The organism is Mucilaginibacter sp. OK283, from assembly GCF_900110415.1.
In the GTDB taxonomy this organism is placed as follows: domain Bacteria; phylum Bacteroidota; class Bacteroidia; order Sphingobacteriales; family Sphingobacteriaceae; genus Mucilaginibacter.
The window spans coordinates 49,063-68,452 of sequence record NZ_FODR01000004.1 but is presented as its reverse complement, the minus strand read 5'-3'; the positions used below and the strand labels follow the sequence as shown (position 1 = coordinate 68,452).

Sequence of the window (19,390 nt, the reverse complement as noted above, 5' to 3'; positions counted from 1 at the left end):
ACGCGTTTGCCTACTGATAACCGCTGACCGATAATAACTTATAAAGAATACGATGTGGTGCACACGGTGGTGACAAAGAACTTGCTGACCTCGTTGATTGGATATTAACCAAAAGTCTATAAATTGCGGTATAATTTTCCTCCATGCGTTCAACTCTCCTTTTCAATAACTTCAATAAATACGCCCCAATAAAGGAGACTGATTTTGAACGGATCGAAAGCATAATGGCAAAAAAGTTCGTCAAGAAAAGAAGGTCTTTATTAACTGGAGGAGACGTAAGCCGCTATATTTATTTTATTGAAAAAGGAGCTCTTCGCTCGTTTACCATTGATAAAGAGGGTACAGAACATGTTATCCAACTTGGACTCGAAGGTCACTGGATAGCAGACCTTTCAAGCTTTATTACACAGGCGCCGGGAAATATCAGCATCGAAGCAATCGAAGACAGCGAGGTCTTGCTTTTGCCACATCGCGAATTGGAATTATTATATAATGAGGTGCCTGCCCTTGAACGGTATTTTCGTCACTTATACCAGCGCGCTTATGTGGGCTTGCAACAGCGGCTGAATACCGCGGTGAGCCTCAATGCAGAGGATCGTTACAGGATGCTGATCCATGATTTCCCCCAGGTCGCAGCTCGTGTACCGCTTATCTATGTCGCATCCTTCCTGGGTATTACCCCGGAAAGTTTAAGCCGGATCAGGAAACAGCTTTTTCATTAGCGGGCCTGATATATATATCCAGCCAAAAATTATTCTTCCTGATTCCTTCCAGGGAGTGCTTTTTTCAATAAACCGGGAAGTTCATTTATTTCAAAAGGTATAGAAATAAAACTATCCGCGTAATGATCAAATGAGTTTTGCGCGGAACGTTTTAAAGTTGAAAATAAGATTATCGGAATAGTTTCTGTTGGCTCATTGCTCTTCAGATAGTTGTATATCATCTCGCTGTCTTCACCCCACAACTGAACATTCAGCAAAAAGACATCAGGCAAATTTAAGGAATCCAATAGAAGCAGGCTTAAAAGCTCGGTACTCCCGTATCCCTCGTAACCTATGCCTTCAAGAAAAACAGACATCAGCTCTATAAACGCGCCGTCATCATGGGCTATATATACTTTTTTCCTCATCGCAGTTTTCAATGTGTGTCTATATAGTTGAAGAATTCTTGTTTGAATTGTCCGGTCCCTTTAATTCCTGACAGCGCAATACGCGCAAATCACGCATAAATAAACGTCGTGGATAGCGGATCCAAACTTAGTCTTTACGGTTAAAATCCGATGCCGGGGAATTGTCCATCATCAATGATCACTCAACTCAATCCGGCTAAGCTCAGCCTGCTCCTTTTTTTTGAATTTCATAGCCAGTTTATCAATGATCAGGTACATTGCCGGAACAACAAACAATGTCAGGATCATAGAGCTGGTCAATCCACCGATGATCACCCAAGCCATCCCGTTTTTAATCTCGGAGCCCGCACCACTGGCAATAGCGATGGGGAGCATACCAAAGATCATAGCCAGCGTGGTCATCAGGATGGGCCTCAAACGCTCTTTACCCGCTTCGATCAATGCTTCCTTAACACTCCGCCCTTCCGCTTTAAGCTGGTTGGTAAAATCAACGATCAGGATAGCATTTTTAGACACCAGGCCCAATAGCATGATCACCCCGATGATCGAAAAGATGTTCAGCGTTTCCATGGCGAGCGCCAGGGCCAGCAAAGTGCCGATCAAAGCCACTGGTATGGAGAATAATACCACAAAGGGATAGATCACACTTTCATAAAGCGCTACCATAATGAGGTAAACCAGGACAATAGCTATAATGAGTGCGAGGCCCAGGCTGCCAAAGGCATCTGCCTGGTTCTTTACATCACCAAGATACTCCACAGCAATCCCTTCGGGAAGCTTGATTTTTGCCGCTTTTATTTTAATCTCACTGGCGACCGTGCCGGTCGGCCTGCCTGCAACATTGGCGTTGACAGTAATGGAACCCATCCGGTCGCTTCGCTGTAAAACACTTTCACCCAGGCCGTCCCTGACTTCAGCAAACTGGCTCAACACAAAAGCCTGTCCGTCATTATTGATGAAGGACAGATTTCTCAGATCGTTAATATTAGACCGGTCATAACGATCCAGACTGATCAGGATGTCATACTCATTGCCAGATTGTTTGAACTTGCTCTTACTGTTGCCACTGAATGCATTCTGTAAAGCACCGCCAACCTGGCTGGCGTTGATGCCCAGCAAAGTCATTTTATCACGGTTCAGCTTTACCTCCACCTGCGGCTTTCTGTCTTTGACCGAAAGCTGTACGAACTTGGTTCCGGGTATGGTAGCCACCATGTTTCGGTACTGCTCGGCCACTCTTCGCACGGCTTCCCGGTCTACTCCTTTGATAGCAATCTGTATAGGTGCGGAACTCGCGTTACCGGTGATGGAGGTTGATGATGCCGTCACTTTAACACCGGCAATTGCAGCGCTCAGTTTTTGCTGTATGATAATACCGAACTCATCGGCGGTCATATTCCGCTCCTTGCGGTCTTTCAGGCTCACTGTTAGCTCAGCCCTGTTCGCGTTATTACCGGTACCTACTACACCGCCGCTCACAAACCCGATACTGGAAAAAACCTTTTCAACCTCAGGCTGTGCCATGATCATCTTTTCTACCTGTTGTGTTACCATGTTGGTCTGATAGATGGACGCTGCCGGTTCGAGTTCAAGATTGATCAGTAATTCGCCCTGGTCACTCGAAGGGATAAATGACGCGCCGATAAAGCCTTTGCCGACCAGCATAAGCGAGCCGATGATGAGTACAATTACGCCAGACAGCAACCAGCGTTTTTTGTGCAGCATCACCTCCAGCATCTTGCCATAGCTTTCTTTCACGATGTCAATCACATGCTCGAAGCCCAGGTTTATACGGCCCCATAGGGTGACTTTCGTCAGGTGCTCCAGCCTGCCGAAGCGGCTGGCCAGCAATGGCGTTACCGTGAATGACACGAATAGGCTCATGAGCGTGGAAATGACCACCACCAGGGAGAACTCCCGCAATATAGAACCGATCATACCGCCCGACAATGCCAGCGGCAGGAACACCACAACGTCCACCAGCGTGATTGCCATCGCTGTAAAACCGATCTCGTTGCGACCATCCAGCGCGGCCTTCCGGCGTTCAGACCCCATCTCCAGGTGCCGGTAAATATTCTCCAGTACAACAATGGAGTCATCGACCAGGATACCTACTACCAGCGACATGGCCATTAGCGTCATCAGGTTGAGGGAGAAACCCAGGAAATACATCGCGATGAAGGTTGGGATGATGGATGAAGGCAGGGCTATCATCACAAACATGGAACTGCGGAAACTGTGCAGAAAGGCTAACATCACCACCCCCACAATCACAACGGCCAGGCCAAGGTCTTCCATTACCGCGTTGGCCGAGCGAAGCGTGTAGGTGGACTGATCGCTCGATACGGTAAAGTGAATGCCCTGGGTCTTATACTGGCTTTCCAGCCGGCTGAACATCGCTTTTACGCCTTTGCTCACATTCACCGCATTGGCATCTGTCTGTTTGATCACCTGTATACCAACGGATGGCAAACCATTGATATGATTGATGGCCGTTACTTTTGCCGTCGCGTCAACCACCTCGGCAATATCCTTCAGATAGATACTGCCACCGCCCGGTTGTTGTTTCACAATGAGGTCGCGGATCTGGCTGACGGAGGCCACATTGGCATCAAACTGAATAGATACCTGCTGATTCTGGGTTTCAATCCTACCCGCAGGGAAGGATTTATTCGCGTTATTGATCGCATCGCTTACCTGGGTAATGCCCAATCCGTAAGCCCTTAACTTTCCCTGATCAATGTTCACCTGTATCTCCCGCTCGTCGCCGCCAATAATGTTGATCTGCCCCACTCCGCTCACATTCTGAAGCATGGGGCGAAAGTCCTGATCTACCAGGTCATATAATGCTTTGGGCGCAAGCGTTGAAGTGACACCCGCACGGATAACGGGTGTTTCCTCTAAATTGATCTTATTGACTATAGGGCGGTCAATATCATCCGGCAGGTCATTTTGCGCCTGGTCTGCCTTGCGCTGAATATCGCGCTCCGCCTGGTCCACATCTGTTCCGCCTTTTAGCTGGACCGCGATCTGTGACACGCCTTCCTGTGAGGTTGAACTGATCTTATCGAGGCCTTCTACTGAAGCAAAAGCATCTTCCAGTTTTTTTGTTACTGAAGTTTCTACCTCGGCAGCCGAGGCACCCGGGTACACTGTACTTACAGAAACGGTGGCTACCTCGATATTGGGCAGAAGTTTATAGTTAAGTTTGGAATAGCTCAATGCGCCGAACAGGAAGAGTACGGTGAAGATGACGATGATAAATAAGGGCCGTTTAACGGCAATCTCTGCTATTGACATGTACCGGTGTTTTAGTTTGTAAAATGGATCGTGCGATCTTTATTTTTAAATAGGTTTGTAAAGCGATCAGCAGCAGCATAATGATGCCAACAATAATAGTCGACCGGGATGGCCTGCCCTGTTGATCATTTACTGTCATACCAGTCGTTATTTGGAAATACTTACCGGCGTGCCATCTTTCAAATTGATCTGGCCGGATGTTACCACCTGATCACCGGCTTTCAGGCCGCCGGTCACCGCGATCATACCGCCCATTTCGGCTCCCGTTTGAATACTTTTCTGCCTGGCAATGCCATTTTCAACCACATAAACCGAGGCATTCTTAATACTTTCCGTCAGTGCCTCACGCGGGATGACCAACACCTGTTGGGATGTCTTTTCAGAGAAATCGGCATAAACAAAAGTTCCGGAACGCAGTATGGCTTTTTGCGAGTTATCGATCTGTATTTCTACCAGGTAATTATGGGTCTGATCCGCCTGCGGACTAATAAATGTTACCGAACCGGCAAAAACCTTACCGGGATAAACGTCGGTGGTTATTTTAACTTTCTGCCTCTGTATAATCTGGTAAACCTCGGCCTCCGTCAGGTTAACCTGCACCTTGGCTTTGGACAGGTTGACGATAGTGGCTATCTCCGCACCTCCGTTTACAAAAACACCTTCTTCAACGGGCCTGGCAGATATAATGCCGCTGGTTGGTGCTTTAATGGAAGCATCAGCCAGGTTCTTGCGCGCCTGACCGGCCTGATTGAGGGCATTTGAATAATCCTGCCGGATATTGTTCACCTGCTCCTGTGTCGCGGCCTTCCCCTGCAACAACTCGGTATAAGTGTTCAGATCGTTACGCAGTTTGGCTACACTGGTTTCCGCCTTTTGTAACTCCAGCTGCTGGGCCCGGGTATCGGTCAGGGCCAGAACCTGTCCTTCGTTCACCTGGTCACCTAATTTAAATCGCACCTGTAATAAGGTACCCCCGGTTTTTGCAAGCGCCTTAGCTTCCTTAAAAGGTGCAAGATTACCGGTTTTCACCATACTGATCTCCAGTAATTGCTCTTTAGCGGTAGCTGCTTTAACCGGGATACGAACCGCGGTGACAGGTGCAGGTCTGTTCTTTTCGTCCAGTTTCTTCTTATTGGATGTAAGCCTGAATACGATCAGCGCTACTATCGCTAAAAGGGCTATAAGTACAATATATTTAGTTTTCATGTGCTGATGATAAGCCGGTGTAAAAGGTTTTTAATGTGCCGCCTGCTTTTTCAAGGTCGATACGGGCCTGGAAGAAGGCATACAGCGAGTTGAGGTAATTATTTTGCGCTTCTTTTAATGAGTTTTGCGCGTTCAGCCAATCGGTAAGATCAGTGGTGCCTTTCTTTAACTGAAGGTCGGTAGTGCTGAATACCGATTGTGCCAATTGTATATTACGGCGGTTATTCTCTACGTTGCTTTGTTCTTTAAGTACTTTGGTCCGTGCGTTCTCATAGTCCAAATGGTATTTGTCCTCATCCAGCTTCAGGTTCTCCTGCGCGTTAAGGCGCTTATATTTGGCCTGGCTATACTGCGCGCTGCGCTTGAAGAAATCAAACAGCGGGATGTTCAGTTTAAGGCCAATTGCTGAATAGGGTGACATGCCGGAAAAGGCAGGCCCAAGCCGGTCGCCGAAACCGATGAAACCATATTGTGCATAAGCAGTCAGTTTAGGAAGGGCACCTGCCTTAATCCGGCTTTCGTCAATCTCCAGTAGTTTGGCATTCACCTGTGAAATACGGTAGTCGGTACGATTATCTGCCGTAAATGCGCTGTTATTGGCAAGGGCCGGGGCAACAGGTATAAACACATCGCTGGCAGCAGTACTGTCAATAGCCAGCGCAGTATTGATTGGGTAACCCATCTCATACTTGAGCTGGTTTTCAGCAAGGGTAAGGTTGCTCTCGGCCACTTGAATCTGCGATTGGGCGTTATTATAGTCAACGGCTACTTTATCCGCGTCCTTTTGCAAGGCTGTACCCTTTTTTACCCGGAGGGAAATAATTTCCATTTGCCCCTTATAGGTTTCCTGATTAGCTTTTAACAGGTTGAGCTGCTCCCGGTAAACGAATATCTGCGAATAAGCCGTACTGATATTATAAATGATGGTTTCGTCATTCTGGCGTTGGTTCAGCTGTGCCTGCTGGACATTATATTTATTGGCTTTTAAACCGGTAAGCAGTGACTGATCATAAATGGTTTGATCAACGCGTGCCAGATGGTTGGTGTTAAACTGCTTGGTAAAAGCAACCCGCAGGTCATTTGGTCCGAAAATCCCGGCAGGGATGACGCTTACCTGAACCTTCAGGTTATCATCAAGCGTGCTGGTGACCCCTATGCTGGGCAGATAAGCGGCCAGGGCCTCTCTCGCTTTGGCATCCGCGATTTTCTTTTCATTGGCGTATACGGTATTGCTCCGGTTATTTTTCAGGCCGTAATCAATGCAGGTTTTAAGCGACCAGGATGATTGGGCTGCTAACCGGAAAGGAAGCAATGCCAATAATAGGAATATGATATTTTTGCTCATGATACAACGGTTTGATAGCAGCCGCTGGCGTTTAAGGGTTGTGATTATCTTCTTTTCTTTGCAAAGGGGTTGAAGGAAATCCCAACGTTGAAATATGCTGAGGGATCAGCTTTTGCCTGAAAAATCGGATCATTATAAGATTTGTTACGGTCGAATATCCGGGGCGACAGACTGGTCTTCAATCCCCCCTTCATGGTCAGGATAAAATAATCCCAAAGCCGGTATTCATAGATCAGCCCGTTATTCAGATCGACCTGGTTAAATTCAAAGGTCCGTCCGGTATTGTCCAGGTGATACAGGTAGAAACTGGTGCGATCCAGTTCAGTACCCAGGGTGATTCTGCCATTTCTAAATACCTGTTTCCGGATAAATATATTCCTGGGCAGGGTAATATCCGCGACAAGTCCGTTGTCAAAGCGATGTTCGTAAGTGAATACCGGAAGTATCGGCAACTGAGCACTTGGGTCAATGTTGACAACAAAACCGATACCCATTTTTGTCCGCGCGTCGGCCTTTAATAACATTGTTGCAGCAAACTGCCCCCGAACCCGCTCAAACTGTTTTTCACTTCCGTCAATACTTACGCTACTGGAGTATATGGTTGTTTTATCAAACAGTTTTGATACGTAAGCCAGGTTTAAGGACGAATTATGGTATTGAAAATTCTCATTCACTGAACTAGTAAGACCTGAAACAGGTTCATTCAGGGCGGCGGTAAGCGAAGTGAAACGATAGGTAAACGTAGTTCCCAGTATCCAGTGTTTCGATTTGATGAAATTGATGTTGGCACTTGCCCTCGCTTGCGTCCAGTTCGTTACCCTGCCTGCGGGTAATGCTTCGCCCCGTAAGGTCGAAGTGAAATTATAGGGTCCGGAACCTGAAAATTCAAAATTGAAGGTTCTGGTTTCAGGAAATTTATTGGCGGCATAAGCCACCACTTTTTTGGTGGTTATACTGTCCTGGTTTTGCGCGAAACCGTTTTTTGACAGGATCAATGCCGCGACGGTGAGCAGGAGCTTGTTCGTGGTTTTCATAATTACTTAATGACTTGGATTATTGATTGAAAAAAATCGAAAAGGAATATCTTATCGAAAGTTGTGGATAGCTGATGTACTTTTACCAGATCAAGAAAAAAGGATTTACGCTTCGTTATATCCCCGGCTACCAAAACCAGCCATAACTCTGCAACATCCCGCGTATCAGAATCGGCTGAATTATTGGAAGCCGGGGCTTCCTGATGCATTGTCAGGTTTAGCGGCAACTGGAGGTCACAAAAAGCGATACCTGTTTTGGTTCCCGCGTCTTCCATAATATACACCGGATGACGCTGCCACCCGGCAATATGCATCGACGGCCGGTAACATTGAACGAAGTGACACAAATAGGCCAGTTCTGTAAGTTTTCCGCATTGGCTGTCCACGGACATACCAGCACCAGATGCTATATTTACGGCTAACTTTTTAAGTGTTTTCAGATCCTTCGTATTCATGATTTAGCGCAAAGAAAGGTGCTGAAACAATGCTGAATTTTGTTTTTATACTAACCCCGCTGCATTTTCTACCAAACCCCGCTTTGTCCGGTTTTTTCGCTTAAGAAATTATGTCCTTAGTGTAAATTCGCGGTCCGGCGGACGGAATTCCCTATTCTTATTCTGCCGGAATACACAGATAAGCAGACCGATACACAGATAGGTGAACAAACAACTGAATTATTGATCAGCAGGTGCTACCCGCTTGAAGGAAAATGTTTATGCCTTAGCGGCTATAGCCAGTCTAAAAATCAAAGACATACTTTTACATTAGTTAAGCCCAAGGATATCTGTCAATATTGTAAGCTGGTTAAGCTGATAGTTTTAAGGAAATTGGAATGACGTCTGTATTCACTTTATAATTGGGGGCATGCCAAATAGGATATTATTGCACATTTGAAATCACAGCGCCTTTTGTAAGCACAATACAAGCTATTTTACAATAATGGTTTTGATTTGTGTCGTATGTGCACTGAAATAGCCCAGGGTGGCCGGGGTTATATTAGTAGGCGGGTTAGAAGGAGCAACTGATCCTTCAGGACCATTACCGGCTTGTTGCATCAACGTCAGCCAATAAGTATAAATGGGTTTGTCAATACATTGCATTTCCACGGTAACGGTGTCTCCTCTATAAATATCAATATCGTCCTCCTGCAGATCATTATTAACATACCTGCCGTCGGTGAAATCGTCATTAAAAGCAAAAATCCATTTGACCTGGATGTTATTTACATACATCACGAAACGATACTGATTGCCTAGCCCGGCCGGGTCTTTGTAATGCACAAGAACATTCTGTTGGCCTTTACTATTATTAAATTCTTTTTTTTGGGTTGTTATAGAATCTAACTGAACAAGTGCCGGCATTGTTGAATTTGCAGAATAAGTTTCGCCGTTAGTTAAAACAGTCATCGTATAGGAAACACCCGTTGTTGTTTTCATCATGTTGGTGGAATAGGTTCCTGCAGCTCCTTCAGTGAACGGATAAATATTACCCTTGTCGTCCCTTACAGAAACTACAGCCCCGCTGACAGGGGGATAAGTGTTGGTATTGGAAAAGGGAACGTTCTGGCTAAGCATGATGGATTGGTGGCTGCCAGTATCTGTAATATTGCCTTCAATAACCAGCTTACCTGTATTATTCCCTAATTTAAGATCAATAACTTTGGTGCAGGATGCAGTTGCCAGCAAAATCAGAATGGCGGTAAGCTGATATTTTATGGTCATTATTTTCATGTAGTCTGATTGTTAAAATTTAAAATTCCAGGTAATTGATGGTATCGGTGTTGCAAAAATGCTGGTCTGTACCGCTTCGGTCGTATTAGGCACGGTCTTGCTATCGCGGAAAGTAATGAGGTATGGATTCCGGTAACCATATAAGTTATAGATCCCGAATGTCCAGCTCGAATGGTATTTTTTATGTTCTTTTCCTTCGAGGGTGGCACCGACATCCAGCCTGTTTGATGCCGGCATACGGTAACCGTTTCGCTGAGAGTAAGAAAAGGTAGTCAGGCCGCCTATATTATATTTGCCGGTCGGATAGCTGACCGCGTTTCCGGTTCCATAAGTAAATGTACCGGAAAATGACCAGCGCTTATTCAACTGGTAGATACCCACTACTGAAAGATCATGCGTCCGGTCTTGCGTGGCGGGGTAATAATGTCCGTTATTAATGGCATTGAACTTTCGTTCGGTACGGGAAAGTGTATATCCAATCCAGCCGTTAAAACGGCCATATTTTTTCTTTAAAAACAGTTCCAGACCATATGCCCTGCCTGCTCCGTACGTCAGTTGGGATTCGACATCCTGGTTGGCGATCAATTGCGCGCCATCTTTATAGTCGATTTGGTGCTGCAGCCATTTGTAATAAACCTCGGCAGAAAACTCATAGGTATTATCTTTAAAATTTTTAAACCAACCCGTTGATACCTGATCAGCTATTTCCGGTTTGATGTTGTTGCTGCTCATGACGTAGAGATCAGTCCGAACACTGCTGCTGGAATTGGTCAATAAATGTATATTTTGCGTATTTCGGTTGTAGGAAGCCTTAACAGAACTTCCGTCATTTAACAGATAGCTTGCAGAAATACGGGGTTCGGGGTTAACATATGACTTTACAAATTGCCCGGAACCGTAAGTCGTTGAAGTTACAGTCTTACCTGCCGCATCATAAGTACTGAAAGTACCGGGACCCAATAAAAACATGCTGCTTAATCTTATCCCGTAGAGTAAGGTTAATTTATCATTTACCCTCCATTCATCACTGATATAAGCAGCATTTTCAAAACCATATCGTTGTTCTATACTTCTGCTATTAAAGGTGGATGTGGCGCTGGTGGTAATATCACCCGGCGTAATGGTATGATGCAGGACATTCAATCCGAATTTCAGCATGTGATCATTGCCCATGGAAAATTGAAGGTCTTCTTTCAGGTTGATATCCGTAATTTTTGAAGTTGCCTTAAAATCGGAATTGCCTTGAAAGCTTTGTATGGCGTAATTATAGTTACTGAATACCAGGGATGTATTGGAAAACAGCTGGTTGTTAAATATATGGTTAAACCTGATTGTGCCTGTGGAATTACCCCAATTAGTGCCAAATGTGTTTTTTATACTTAAAACATCCTTGCCAAGGTATCCCGAAAGGTAAATCGCGTTCTTGTCATCAAAATGGTAGTTGGCCTTAGCATTAATATCATAAAAGTAGAGGGAACTGCCTTTAATGGACGAATCTGATGAGGCTTTTAAAAAAAGATCGATATAGGTCCGGCGTGCGCTGACCATAAACGATCCTTTATCATTTATTAATGGCCCCTCCACTTTGAGACGGGAGGAAATCAGGCCCAGTCCGCCCTGAGCAGCAAATTCCTTTTTATTGCCGTCGTTCATTTTGACATCCAGCACTGAAGACAGCCTGCCGCCGTACTCGGCCGGCATGCCGCCTTTGTAGATACTGACGTCCTTGATAGCATCGGAATTAAAAGTTGAGAAAAAGCCAAAAAAATGCGAAGCATTATAAACCGTTGCTTCGTCCAGCAGGATCAGGTTCTGATCAGAAGCCCCGCCACGTACGTAAAATCCCGTATTTCCTTCCCCTGCTGACTTTATACCGGGTAACAGGGAAATAGTTTTTAGTATATCTCTTTCGCCCAATAATACCGGTACCTGGTTAATCTGCGTCATACTTAGCTTTTCAACACCCATTTGCGGTGAAACGATCTGATCATTATTGGGCTTGTTCGAACTGATTACTACTTCTTTCAGTTCGCTCTTTGGAGGTAATTCTATATTAATTGTTTGATTTTGGTGCATGGAAACCTGGCGTGTAACTGTCTGATACCCTACGTATGTAAACAAAAGGGTATATTCGCCCTCATAAGCCGATATCGAATAAAAACCATAGCTGTTGGTCGCTGTTCCGTTTTGAGGGAGTTCTTTTATTTTTACCGTAGCACCGATCAGTTGCTCGCCGGTTGCTCCATCCCTGATAATACCGCTGACCGTATGTTTTTTTTGTGCGAAGGATGACGATACTGATGTTATCAGGATTATAAAGAGTAGTACTTTAATCATAGAATTGAGCTTTTGGGGGTTATTAATACTAAAAGTACTGTTGGCTGCTATTGACTTTTACAGAATTATATCAAACCCCATTTAATTTATACGTAGTGCCATTTGTTATAGAAACACTAAAGACAATACCCATAAAAGTATTTCGGAAATCCATGCTAACGGCCGATTTGCAGTTTCCGGGTGTTTAGATAATTTAGGGACATTGTTTATTACGTGGGACGGCAGGTATAGAATAAGGCGAACCCTATCTATTTAATTAAATAGCAAAATCAGATATGACGCAAACCGAAATTGAGCTGGAATCCAAAAGCAGAATACAGTGAATAGTTTAATCTGATATCTATTTAATGACAACGAGCAAGGGCGGTATGCTGATGAACATAAACGGGAAAGATCTTTATGTGGCGTTTCAAAACACTTATAAAAATGCCCCGACAATTGTATTTCTTCACGATTCTTTGGGTTGTGTAACCCTCTGGAGGGATCTGCCTCAAAAACTCGCAGACGCAACACAATGTAATGTATTGGCGTATGACCGTTTAGGTTACGGTCAATCTGAACCAATGAACTCGTACAAAAGGCCGGTTAACTATTTGGAATTAGAGGCAGATGTGTTGAATGATCTGTTGAATACATTTGACATCGATCAAACAATTCTGTTTGGTCATAGCGACGGAGGCTCCATTGCCCTGATTGCAGCAAGCAAATATGCGGTACGGATTACGGCGGTGATATGTGAAGCCGCTCATATTTTTGTGGAAGATGTGACGTTAAGGGGGATTTCTAAAGCGATAGAAGCATATAGGAACACCGATCTGGCTGAGCGTCTGCAAAAATATCACGGTAATAAGGTGGATACCATTTTTAAAGCCTGGACAGAAACCTGGACGGGAAGCGACTACAGAGATTGGAATATTGAGCACTTTTTACCATGTATTAAATGCCCGCTTTTGTTTATTCAGGGAGAAGCAGATGAATATGGCACATTGAATCAGGTAGAAAAAACAATAAGCGGAATAAGCGGTAAGGCAGAAAAGTATATTATCCCGGATGTAGGCCATACACCTCATAAAGAGGCAGCCGGATTAACCTTCAACTCCGTAAAAGGATTCATAAATAAAATATATGCCTGACCGGAATTTAATGGCTGCATCGGCCAAACTCTTTATATTTTCTCCTAAATGTCGGTTTACCGGGCCTTTTGTAGAAGGAATCACGGGCTTGGTATAAATTCCACTGTCTGCCGGATGAAATATCCTATTTTTGTTTTACTCAATCCTCCAGATATATGGACCGATATACCGATGCGCAGAAGAATGACCAGGCAATTAACGTATTGATTAATACGCGTTACCGGCTTCTGCGACATATTATATTCTTACTCGGGCTTTTTTTCTTTATATATAGCTCCGACTGGTCTAAGGAATACGGCGAGGCGTACAGATATTTCCGATTGTTCGATGTTTATTTTGGTTTTGTCGCGATGACTTACCTGAATATGTACGTATTGGTGCCGATTTTTTTCTTTAAGGGCCGATATTTTATTTATATGATTCTGCTGATACTGATGGTCTTCAGCACATTAGTGTTAGTATCCTATCTGTTGGATGCTTATTTTGAGGCTAGCGGAATTGCAAAATCATTATCGGATTCGGATAATATCGGCTTGTATGCAGGCACGGGTGTATCTATTGCCATTATTCTGGTAACCACCATGATGAAACTTTTCGGACAATGGATCAAAGACAAGGAGCGGATTACCGAATTGAATAATTTAACCCTTAGAATGGAGCTGAACGAGCTGCGAAACCAGATCAATCCTCACTTCCTGTTCAATATGCTGAACAACGTAAAGGCGCTAATCCGCATCGATCCGGAAAAAGCGACTACGGTTATCATGAAACTTTCCGAATTTTTAAGGTACCAGTTATACGAGAACGGCGAGGCGAAGACCTCTTTACTCTCAGAACTGGATTTTCTTTCTAACCTGGCGGAATTAGAAAATATCCGCCGTGATAAACTTTCGGTTACTATGGAGGCGGCAATCCCCCAGGGCCGTCTGAAAAACATCTTTTTGCCGCCAAATCTATTTACCACGTTCCTGGAAAATGCCATTAAATACAGTGTGGACATGACGGAAGAGCAGGAATATATCCGCATTAATATCTCGGTTAACGATGGAAATCTTTATTTCAAGTGCCGTAATTCCAAAGGCCCGGATATCTGGCCTGCTGACCGTAAAAACAGTGGTTTAGGGCTGGCCAACATCAAACGGCGGCTCGAACTGTTGTATAAGGATGATTTTATGCTGAAGATATCTTCAACGGATGAAGAGTATTTCGTAGATTTAATCATACCCTTATGAATTGTATCATTGTAGACGACGAGCCCCTGGCCAGGGACGAAATGGAAATATTGATCAGGGAAGTTTCGTCCCTTGAAGTGCTGAAGAAATTTTCCAATGCATTTGCAGCTATGGAATTCCTGGCTAAAAACGAAGTAGATTTGCTTTTTCTGGATATCGAAATGCCTGGCTTGAACGGAGTTGATTTCGCAGCCAGTATCCCGGGAAAAAGCCTGACCATCTTTACCACAGCCTATCCCCAGTATGCGCTCCGGAGCTATGAGCTTGATGCTATTGATTATTTGCTGAAGCCTATTGACAAAGTCCGGCTGGAGAAAGCGATCCGTAAAGCGGATATGTATAACAAGCTATTGTCTGACGATACTGCGAAAAACACCGTAGAGTCTAATACTAACGACTTTTTTTTTATCAGATCAGAACGAAGGACCTATAAACTTAACTTCACTGATATTCTTTACATCGAAGGGTTAAAAGACTATGTGGTCATCTACACGCAAAATCAAAAATTGATTACTGCTATGAATATCAAAACCATCCATCAAAAAATACCGCAGCGTTTATTTTTCAGAGTAAGCAAATCTTTTGTTGTAAATATGGAACAGGTTACTTCCTATGATAATCATGCTGTATATATGGGGGAAACGGAAATTCCGCTTGGAGAAATCTACCGGACTGATTTTGTCAAAAAATATGTTGAAGGACATTTTGATCCAGGGCTCTAAAATTGCTGTTTGTCAACCAAACATGAACGGAGGACCTTTAGTCATAAAAAAGAGGCTGTATCATAAGCCATTTTAGCGTTTAAGTCATCCTATTAAATTCTTTAAGCAAGTCATCTCTTAATAAAAACGGCAATTTCCAAATCTGGAATTGCCGTTTTTATATTCATCTTTATATTATTTTCTGGCTATCAACATTCAATTTTGTTCTATAATTATAATTTTTGACTTGCGAGACCGACTCTTGGGTAGCCCATTCAGACAAAAATATAAATTGTATCCAAATTGTTTTGAACCATAATTTGATCAGGTCCATTGTTTGTAAAATTGATCAGTTAAACAGCTCCTCGAGCTTTTTCTGCAGTTCGGGACCGTGAAGGTTCTTTGCAATGATAATTCCGTTTGGATCAACAAGGAAATTCGACGGGATGGCATGGATTCCATATGCTTTCATTGCGCCCCCGTCAATATTGGCCGGGGAAAGCAACTGAGTCCAGGGCATACCGTCATCTTTTATCGCTTTTATCCATTTACCTTTATCTTTTTCAAAATCTATCGATATGCCTACAACAGTAAAATTCTTTGTTTTATAAGCATTGTAAGCTTTTAAAACATTGGGGTTTTCTGCACGGCATGGATGGCACCATGACGCCCAAAAATCGACCAGTACATATTTACCTTTAATGTCTTTGAGCTTAACGATCTTGCCTGATGTGTCAGGCTGGGCAAATACCGGTGCCCTGGAACCCACATCTGTTGCTTTTGATCCCAAAATCACCGCATTGATAATCTTGCCATTATAACTTTCCTTTAATTCAGGATCAAGTGTGCCCCAAAGCTCATCCACTTTTTCAACTACAACATAAGGTCCCATCAATTCGGTTATGGCCTCGATGCTGAAATAGGACTTAGGGTGAGATCGCACATAAGCCTTAAGCAGTTCTTCTCGCTTTATGGTTGTTTCGTCAATCTTTGCCTTGAGTTCAGCAGCTCTTGGCAGCACCTTTCTATCAGCGGCTTTAATTTTAACGTATTCGTCCCAAAGTGGTTTCCGCTCCTTCGCAATCACCTCTAAAGGCGCCATAAAACTTTCATATGCTGAATTTATTGCAGAACCTACCACTCTTGCTGTCGAAATGGAATCCTTTGCGACAATTTTAAAACTGCCGGGTTCAATGTATATACTCTTAGAATCGCGCCAGGCCAGTTTGATATCTGTTGCCCGCGTAGGCTTAAAAGTAAAGTAGGCTCGTTGAATACCTGAAACTTTCCCTTTAAACTCAAACCTGCCATTGATTACAGGTGTGCTGTCCGCAACATTAATCCCGCGTTCATTATAATTGTAATGAACCTTACCGTCCATATCTTTTTTGACAAATGATCCCTCTATCACAAACTCTTGCCTCTGCGCATAGAGCGACATCGGAAACAGGGTAATCAGCATTATAATAATCTTTTTCATGTGGTATTTTTTAATCTATAAACATTTTTTATAACTAATAATTTGCGTTAGATCGGCATCGCTGCAGACGAGTGATCAAATGTCCTATGGAATGCAAGGACCTTATGCCGGCTCGCCGGTCCATTATTCCAGTACCTGCTTTAACTTAACCGTTAGCGCATCTCCCCTGAGGTCTTTCGCGAGAATCTTTCCTGAAGGGTCGACCAGGAAACTGGAAGGGATATTTTTTATACCGAAATAGGTCATCAGCTCGAAACTCTTGCTGCCTGATCCCCGAACCTGCACCCAGGGCAACTGATCTTGTTTTAAGGCCTTCACCCATTTGTCTTCCTTTTCATCGCAGGAGACTGATAATATCGTAAAGTTCTTATCCTTAAACGTTTGATACGCTCTTAGTAAATTGGGGGTTTCTGCCCTGCATGGCGCACACCAGCTTGCCCAAAAGTCGACCAGGACGAACTTCCCCCTGTAATCTGCGAGACGAATCGTTTTCCCAGTCGGGTCATTGAATGCAAAATCCTGCATTTCTCTTCCAATGGAACCATTTTGGATGGCTGATAACTGCGCCTGGATCATTCGACCTTTAACAGTGGTTCTCATAGCCGGTTGTAAGCTTTCAAACAGGCGTTTAGCCTTATCATATGCTCCTGTATTGGCAATTTTAAGCAGGAGTTCCAGACTCAAATAGCTTCCCGGATGCTGTTCTACATAATTGTCGTTCTCAGTAACAAAGTATTGGCGGTAATAGGATTCCGCCTGATTTTTCAATTCCGGTACTTCCGAAGCGGGTGCCGATTTTAACAGTTCTTTTGCATGGCTATACTTTGCGTAAATACTTGCCATTTGAGTGCAATACTGTACATACTCGTTTTGTGTATTTGACCCTGTTACCGACATTTCCTTAAAAGTGGCTGGCGTGGCCGCGTCTCCGCTCAACTTTTGTTCTCCGGGTTCTGCGAATAGCATAAATGACATTTTTGATTTGCCTACCGGCATAATCACGTTTACAGCTGTTGTTTCTGTCCATGAGGATAGCCATTCGAATTGACCGTTATGAACGGGTATTTTAACCTTTTCCTGCTTCGATTTCACAGAAGCATAAATCAGCAGGATGGAATCCGCATTGAGATTTTTGACATTCCCTGTTATCTTTAACTGGCCGAAGGCAAATGCCGGCAGCACAAGCAACATAACGCATAATATCGTGTATGATTTTTTGTAGCTCATTACTTGAATTTTATTTGGTCCCGCTTGTCTCAAAATGAATGCTGACCATTGACTGGCCAGCATTCAAGACCGACATCGGTGATGTTCGCGTATAGCATCGACCTTGTCCAATATTTATTTCAATAGCCCGGATTTTGAACCAGGGCCGGATTATTCGTCACCTGCAGTGCCGGGATCGGATATAGAACGTCCGTAGACTGCCATGCCGATCCTTTGACCGGGGCGAGCACAGCATCTGCACGGCCTGTGCGTTTCAGGTCAAACCAGCGATGTCCGAATTCACCGAATAGCTCGACCTGTCTTTCGTGTTCGACGGCCAGCAACAACTCTGCCTGGTTCTGAGCGGTTGCCGGATGGAGCCCCGCCCTCGAACGGATAACATTGATGTCAGCCAGGCTTCCGGTAAGATTGTTCTGCTGCGCCCTCGCTTCGGCTCGGATCAGGTATTGTTCAGCCAGGCGCAGTACGACAAAAAATTCTGTATTCGCGGCGGTGATCGTTCCGTATTTAGCGATGTAGTATTTACCACTGGCTGATGTTTTCACCCAGCTGTCAAAACGATCATCCTGATAATCCGGCCTCAGGGCATCCCGCTCAAAAGCGGCCGCCAGTGAAGCGGTCATCGCATGGTTTGGATCAGCGCTCGCCGTGAGCGGGATAAACACCCTGGCTATAGAAGTATAACCATACTGATTCGTATTAAAAGCCCAGATAGTTTCAGTGCTGGCCTTCAAAAACACGTTGCTTAATTTGGCAGGAAGGCTGTACATGCTGGATTGAGCGATCACCCTGGAGGCTTCTGCTTCAGCGTTGACATAATCTTTATTATACAGGTAAACACGGGCCAGCAAAGCAGTGGCAGCCCAGCTGTTTACCCTGGTCCGCAAGCCGGCCGACCAGGAATAATCCTGGGCCAGCGATCCCTGCGCATCTTTCAGATCGCTGATGATCTGGCTGTAGATCTGTGAAACTGTACTTTGCGGCTGGGTCCTGGTCACAGCGATGTCCGTGGTGGTGATCAGCGGCACCGCTCCATACAAGTTGACCAGGTAGAAATGGCAAAACGCCCGCATAAATTTAGCCTCGCCAATCAGCTGTTTTTTGAGGGTCGGAGACAAGGATGACGCACCCATTCCCGCAATGATTTCGTTTGCCTGGTAAATGATCTGGTAGTTTTGCAGCCATACCGTATTCACCGTACCCGTCCCGGGTATCAGGCTGTTATTTGCGAATTCATCAGTTGGGGTAGCAGGCAGGTAAAGTTCGTCTGCTGAGCGTGCTGGTAGCGTACTGGCGAAAACACTGTAATTTGTCGTCAGATTCGCAGAGGCGCCGGTGTACATAAATGCATACATGCCGTTTACGGTGGCCTGCGCGGTGAGGGAATCCTGGAAGGCAGCAGTGGACGGGATCTGATTTACCGGAACGGCTACTTCTATCGCTTTTTCGCAGCCGGTGATGGCAACTACAAAAGGCAGCAGCATATATATAAAACCTTTGATAAGGTTAATTTTAAAGATCTCTTTCATGGTCATT

At 44.5% G+C, this 19,390-nt stretch carries 15 protein-coding genes; 4 read left to right on the top strand and 11 right to left on the bottom strand.

The annotated features are described in order from the left end of the window. Positions 1–143: 143 nt before the first annotated feature. Positions 144–722, top strand: coding sequence for a Crp/Fnr family transcriptional regulator (locus BMX56_RS11195; RefSeq protein WP_090646453.1), 579 nt, complete (start codon positions 144–146; stop codon positions 720–722). A gap of 29 nt (positions 723–751) precedes the next feature. Here BMX56_RS11195 and BMX56_RS11190 read toward each other — a convergent pair whose 3' ends face one another. The 8 genes from BMX56_RS11190 to BMX56_RS11155 form a co-directional block, all read right to left on the bottom strand. Then, the gene (locus BMX56_RS11190; RefSeq protein ID WP_090646451.1) at positions 752–1,129 is read right to left on the bottom strand and encodes a response regulator; all 378 of its coding nucleotides are present in this window, start codon (positions 1,127–1,129) and stop codon (positions 752–754) included. Positions 1,130–1,300: 171 nt separating this feature from the next. Next, a complete protein-coding gene (locus BMX56_RS11185; protein WP_090646450.1) occupies positions 1,301–4,429 on the bottom strand; it encodes an efflux RND transporter permease subunit in 3,129 nt (1,042 codons plus the stop codon). 147 nt (positions 4,430–4,576) lie between these two features. Further along, positions 4,577–5,635: an efflux RND transporter periplasmic adaptor subunit gene (locus tag BMX56_RS11180; protein ID WP_090646445.1), complete on the bottom strand. Its 1,059-nt coding sequence runs from the start codon at positions 5,633–5,635 to the stop codon at positions 4,577–4,579. Next, positions 5,625–6,980: a TolC family protein gene (locus BMX56_RS11175; protein WP_090646443.1), complete on the bottom strand. Its 1,356-nt coding sequence runs from the start codon at positions 6,978–6,980 to the stop codon at positions 5,625–5,627. The genes BMX56_RS11180 and BMX56_RS11175 overlap by 11 nt, the downstream gene beginning before the upstream one ends. A gap of 44 nt (positions 6,981–7,024) precedes the next feature. Continuing rightward, positions 7,025–8,014 carry a DUF6268 family outer membrane beta-barrel protein gene (locus BMX56_RS11170; RefSeq protein WP_090646442.1) on the bottom strand — a complete coding sequence of 330 codons (990 nt, stop codon included), beginning with the start codon at positions 8,012–8,014 and terminating at the stop codon, positions 7,025–7,027. 2 nt (positions 8,015–8,016) lie between these two features. Beyond that, a complete protein-coding gene (locus BMX56_RS11165; RefSeq protein WP_090646440.1) occupies positions 8,017–8,469 on the bottom strand; it encodes a hypothetical protein in 453 nt (150 codons plus the stop codon). Between the two features lie 471 nt (positions 8,470–8,940). Continuing rightward, entirely contained in the window at positions 8,941–9,735 is a 795-nt protein-coding gene (locus tag BMX56_RS11160; RefSeq protein WP_090646439.1) for a DUF4249 domain-containing protein, read from the bottom strand. 21 nt (positions 9,736–9,756) lie between these two features. Next, entirely contained in the window at positions 9,757–12,081 is a 2,325-nt protein-coding gene (locus BMX56_RS11155; RefSeq protein ID WP_090646438.1) for a TonB-dependent receptor, read from the bottom strand. A gap of 347 nt (positions 12,082–12,428) precedes the next feature. On the opposite strand from BMX56_RS11155, the gene BMX56_RS11150 reads away from it, so the two are divergent. The 3 genes from BMX56_RS11150 (at position 12,429) to BMX56_RS11140 (ending at position 15,168) form a co-directional block, all read left to right on the top strand. Continuing rightward, positions 12,429–13,214, top strand: a complete 786-nt coding sequence (locus tag BMX56_RS11150; RefSeq protein WP_218152408.1) for an alpha/beta fold hydrolase — start codon at positions 12,429–12,431, stop codon at positions 13,212–13,214. A 416-nt stretch (positions 13,215–13,630) separates the two neighbouring features. Beyond that, on the top strand, positions 13,631–14,446 hold the full coding sequence (locus BMX56_RS11145) for a sensor histidine kinase (RefSeq protein WP_255369822.1): 816 nt from the start codon (positions 13,631–13,633) through the stop codon (positions 14,444–14,446). Beyond that, a complete protein-coding gene (locus tag BMX56_RS11140; protein WP_090646427.1) occupies positions 14,443–15,168 on the top strand; it encodes a LytR/AlgR family response regulator transcription factor in 726 nt (241 codons plus the stop codon). Before BMX56_RS11145 ends, BMX56_RS11140 begins: the two co-directional genes overlap by 4 nt. Positions 15,169–15,496: 328 nt before the next feature. Here the strand turns inward: BMX56_RS11140 and BMX56_RS11135 are convergent, their stop codons facing one another. The 3 genes from BMX56_RS11135 to BMX56_RS11125 form a co-directional block, all read right to left on the bottom strand. Then, on the bottom strand, positions 15,497–16,627 hold the full coding sequence (locus BMX56_RS11135; RefSeq protein WP_090646424.1) for a TlpA disulfide reductase family protein: 1,131 nt from the start codon (positions 16,625–16,627) through the stop codon (positions 15,497–15,499). Between the two features lie 123 nt (positions 16,628–16,750). Then, on the bottom strand, positions 16,751–17,854 hold the full coding sequence (locus tag BMX56_RS11130; protein WP_177183779.1) for a TlpA disulfide reductase family protein: 1,104 nt from the start codon (positions 17,852–17,854) through the stop codon (positions 16,751–16,753). 119 nt (positions 17,855–17,973) lie between these two features. Beyond that, entirely contained in the window at positions 17,974–19,383 is a 1,410-nt protein-coding gene (locus BMX56_RS11125) for a RagB/SusD family nutrient uptake outer membrane protein (RefSeq protein ID WP_177183778.1), read from the bottom strand. Positions 19,384–19,390 lie beyond the last annotated feature (7 nt).

What these genes read in the sequence shown, in the direction of transcription:
- BMX56_RS11195 (WP_090646453.1), top strand. Translation starts at nt 144, where the DNA reads ATGCGTTCAACTCTCCTTTTCAATAACTTCAATAAATACGCCCCAATA.
- BMX56_RS11190 (WP_090646451.1), bottom strand. Translation starts at nt 1,129, where the DNA reads ATGAGGAAAAAAGTATATATAGCCCATGATGACGGCGCGTTTATAGAG.
- BMX56_RS11185 (WP_090646450.1), bottom strand. Translation starts at nt 4,429, where the DNA reads ATGTCAATAGCAGAGATTGCCGTTAAACGGCCCTTATTTATCATCGTC.
- BMX56_RS11180 (WP_090646445.1), bottom strand. Translation starts at nt 5,635, where the DNA reads ATGAAAACTAAATATATTGTACTTATAGCCCTTTTAGCGATAGTAGCG.
- BMX56_RS11175 (WP_090646443.1), bottom strand. Translation starts at nt 6,980, where the DNA reads ATGAGCAAAAATATCATATTCCTATTATTGGCATTGCTTCCTTTCCGG.
- BMX56_RS11170 (WP_090646442.1), bottom strand. Translation starts at nt 8,014, where the DNA reads ATGAAAACCACGAACAAGCTCCTGCTCACCGTCGCGGCATTGATCCTG.
- BMX56_RS11165 (WP_090646440.1), bottom strand. Translation starts at nt 8,469, where the DNA reads ATGAATACGAAGGATCTGAAAACACTTAAAAAGTTAGCCGTAAATATA.
- BMX56_RS11160 (WP_090646439.1), bottom strand. Translation starts at nt 9,735, where the DNA reads ATGACCATAAAATATCAGCTTACCGCCATTCTGATTTTGCTGGCAACT.
- BMX56_RS11155 (WP_090646438.1), bottom strand. Translation starts at nt 12,081, where the DNA reads ATGATTAAAGTACTACTCTTTATAATCCTGATAACATCAGTATCGTCA.
- BMX56_RS11150 (WP_218152408.1), top strand. Translation starts at nt 12,429, where the DNA reads ATGACAACGAGCAAGGGCGGTATGCTGATGAACATAAACGGGAAAGAT.
- BMX56_RS11145 (WP_255369822.1), top strand. Translation starts at nt 13,631, where the DNA reads ATGATTCTGCTGATACTGATGGTCTTCAGCACATTAGTGTTAGTATCC.
- BMX56_RS11140 (WP_090646427.1), top strand. Translation starts at nt 14,443, where the DNA reads ATGAATTGTATCATTGTAGACGACGAGCCCCTGGCCAGGGACGAAATG.
- BMX56_RS11135 (WP_090646424.1), bottom strand. Translation starts at nt 16,627, where the DNA reads ATGAAAAAGATTATTATAATGCTGATTACCCTGTTTCCGATGTCGCTC.
- BMX56_RS11130 (WP_177183779.1), bottom strand. Translation starts at nt 17,854, where the DNA reads ATGAGCTACAAAAAATCATACACGATATTATGCGTTATGTTGCTTGTG.
- BMX56_RS11125 (WP_177183778.1), bottom strand. Translation starts at nt 19,383, where the DNA reads ATGAAAGAGATCTTTAAAATTAACCTTATCAAAGGTTTTATATATATG.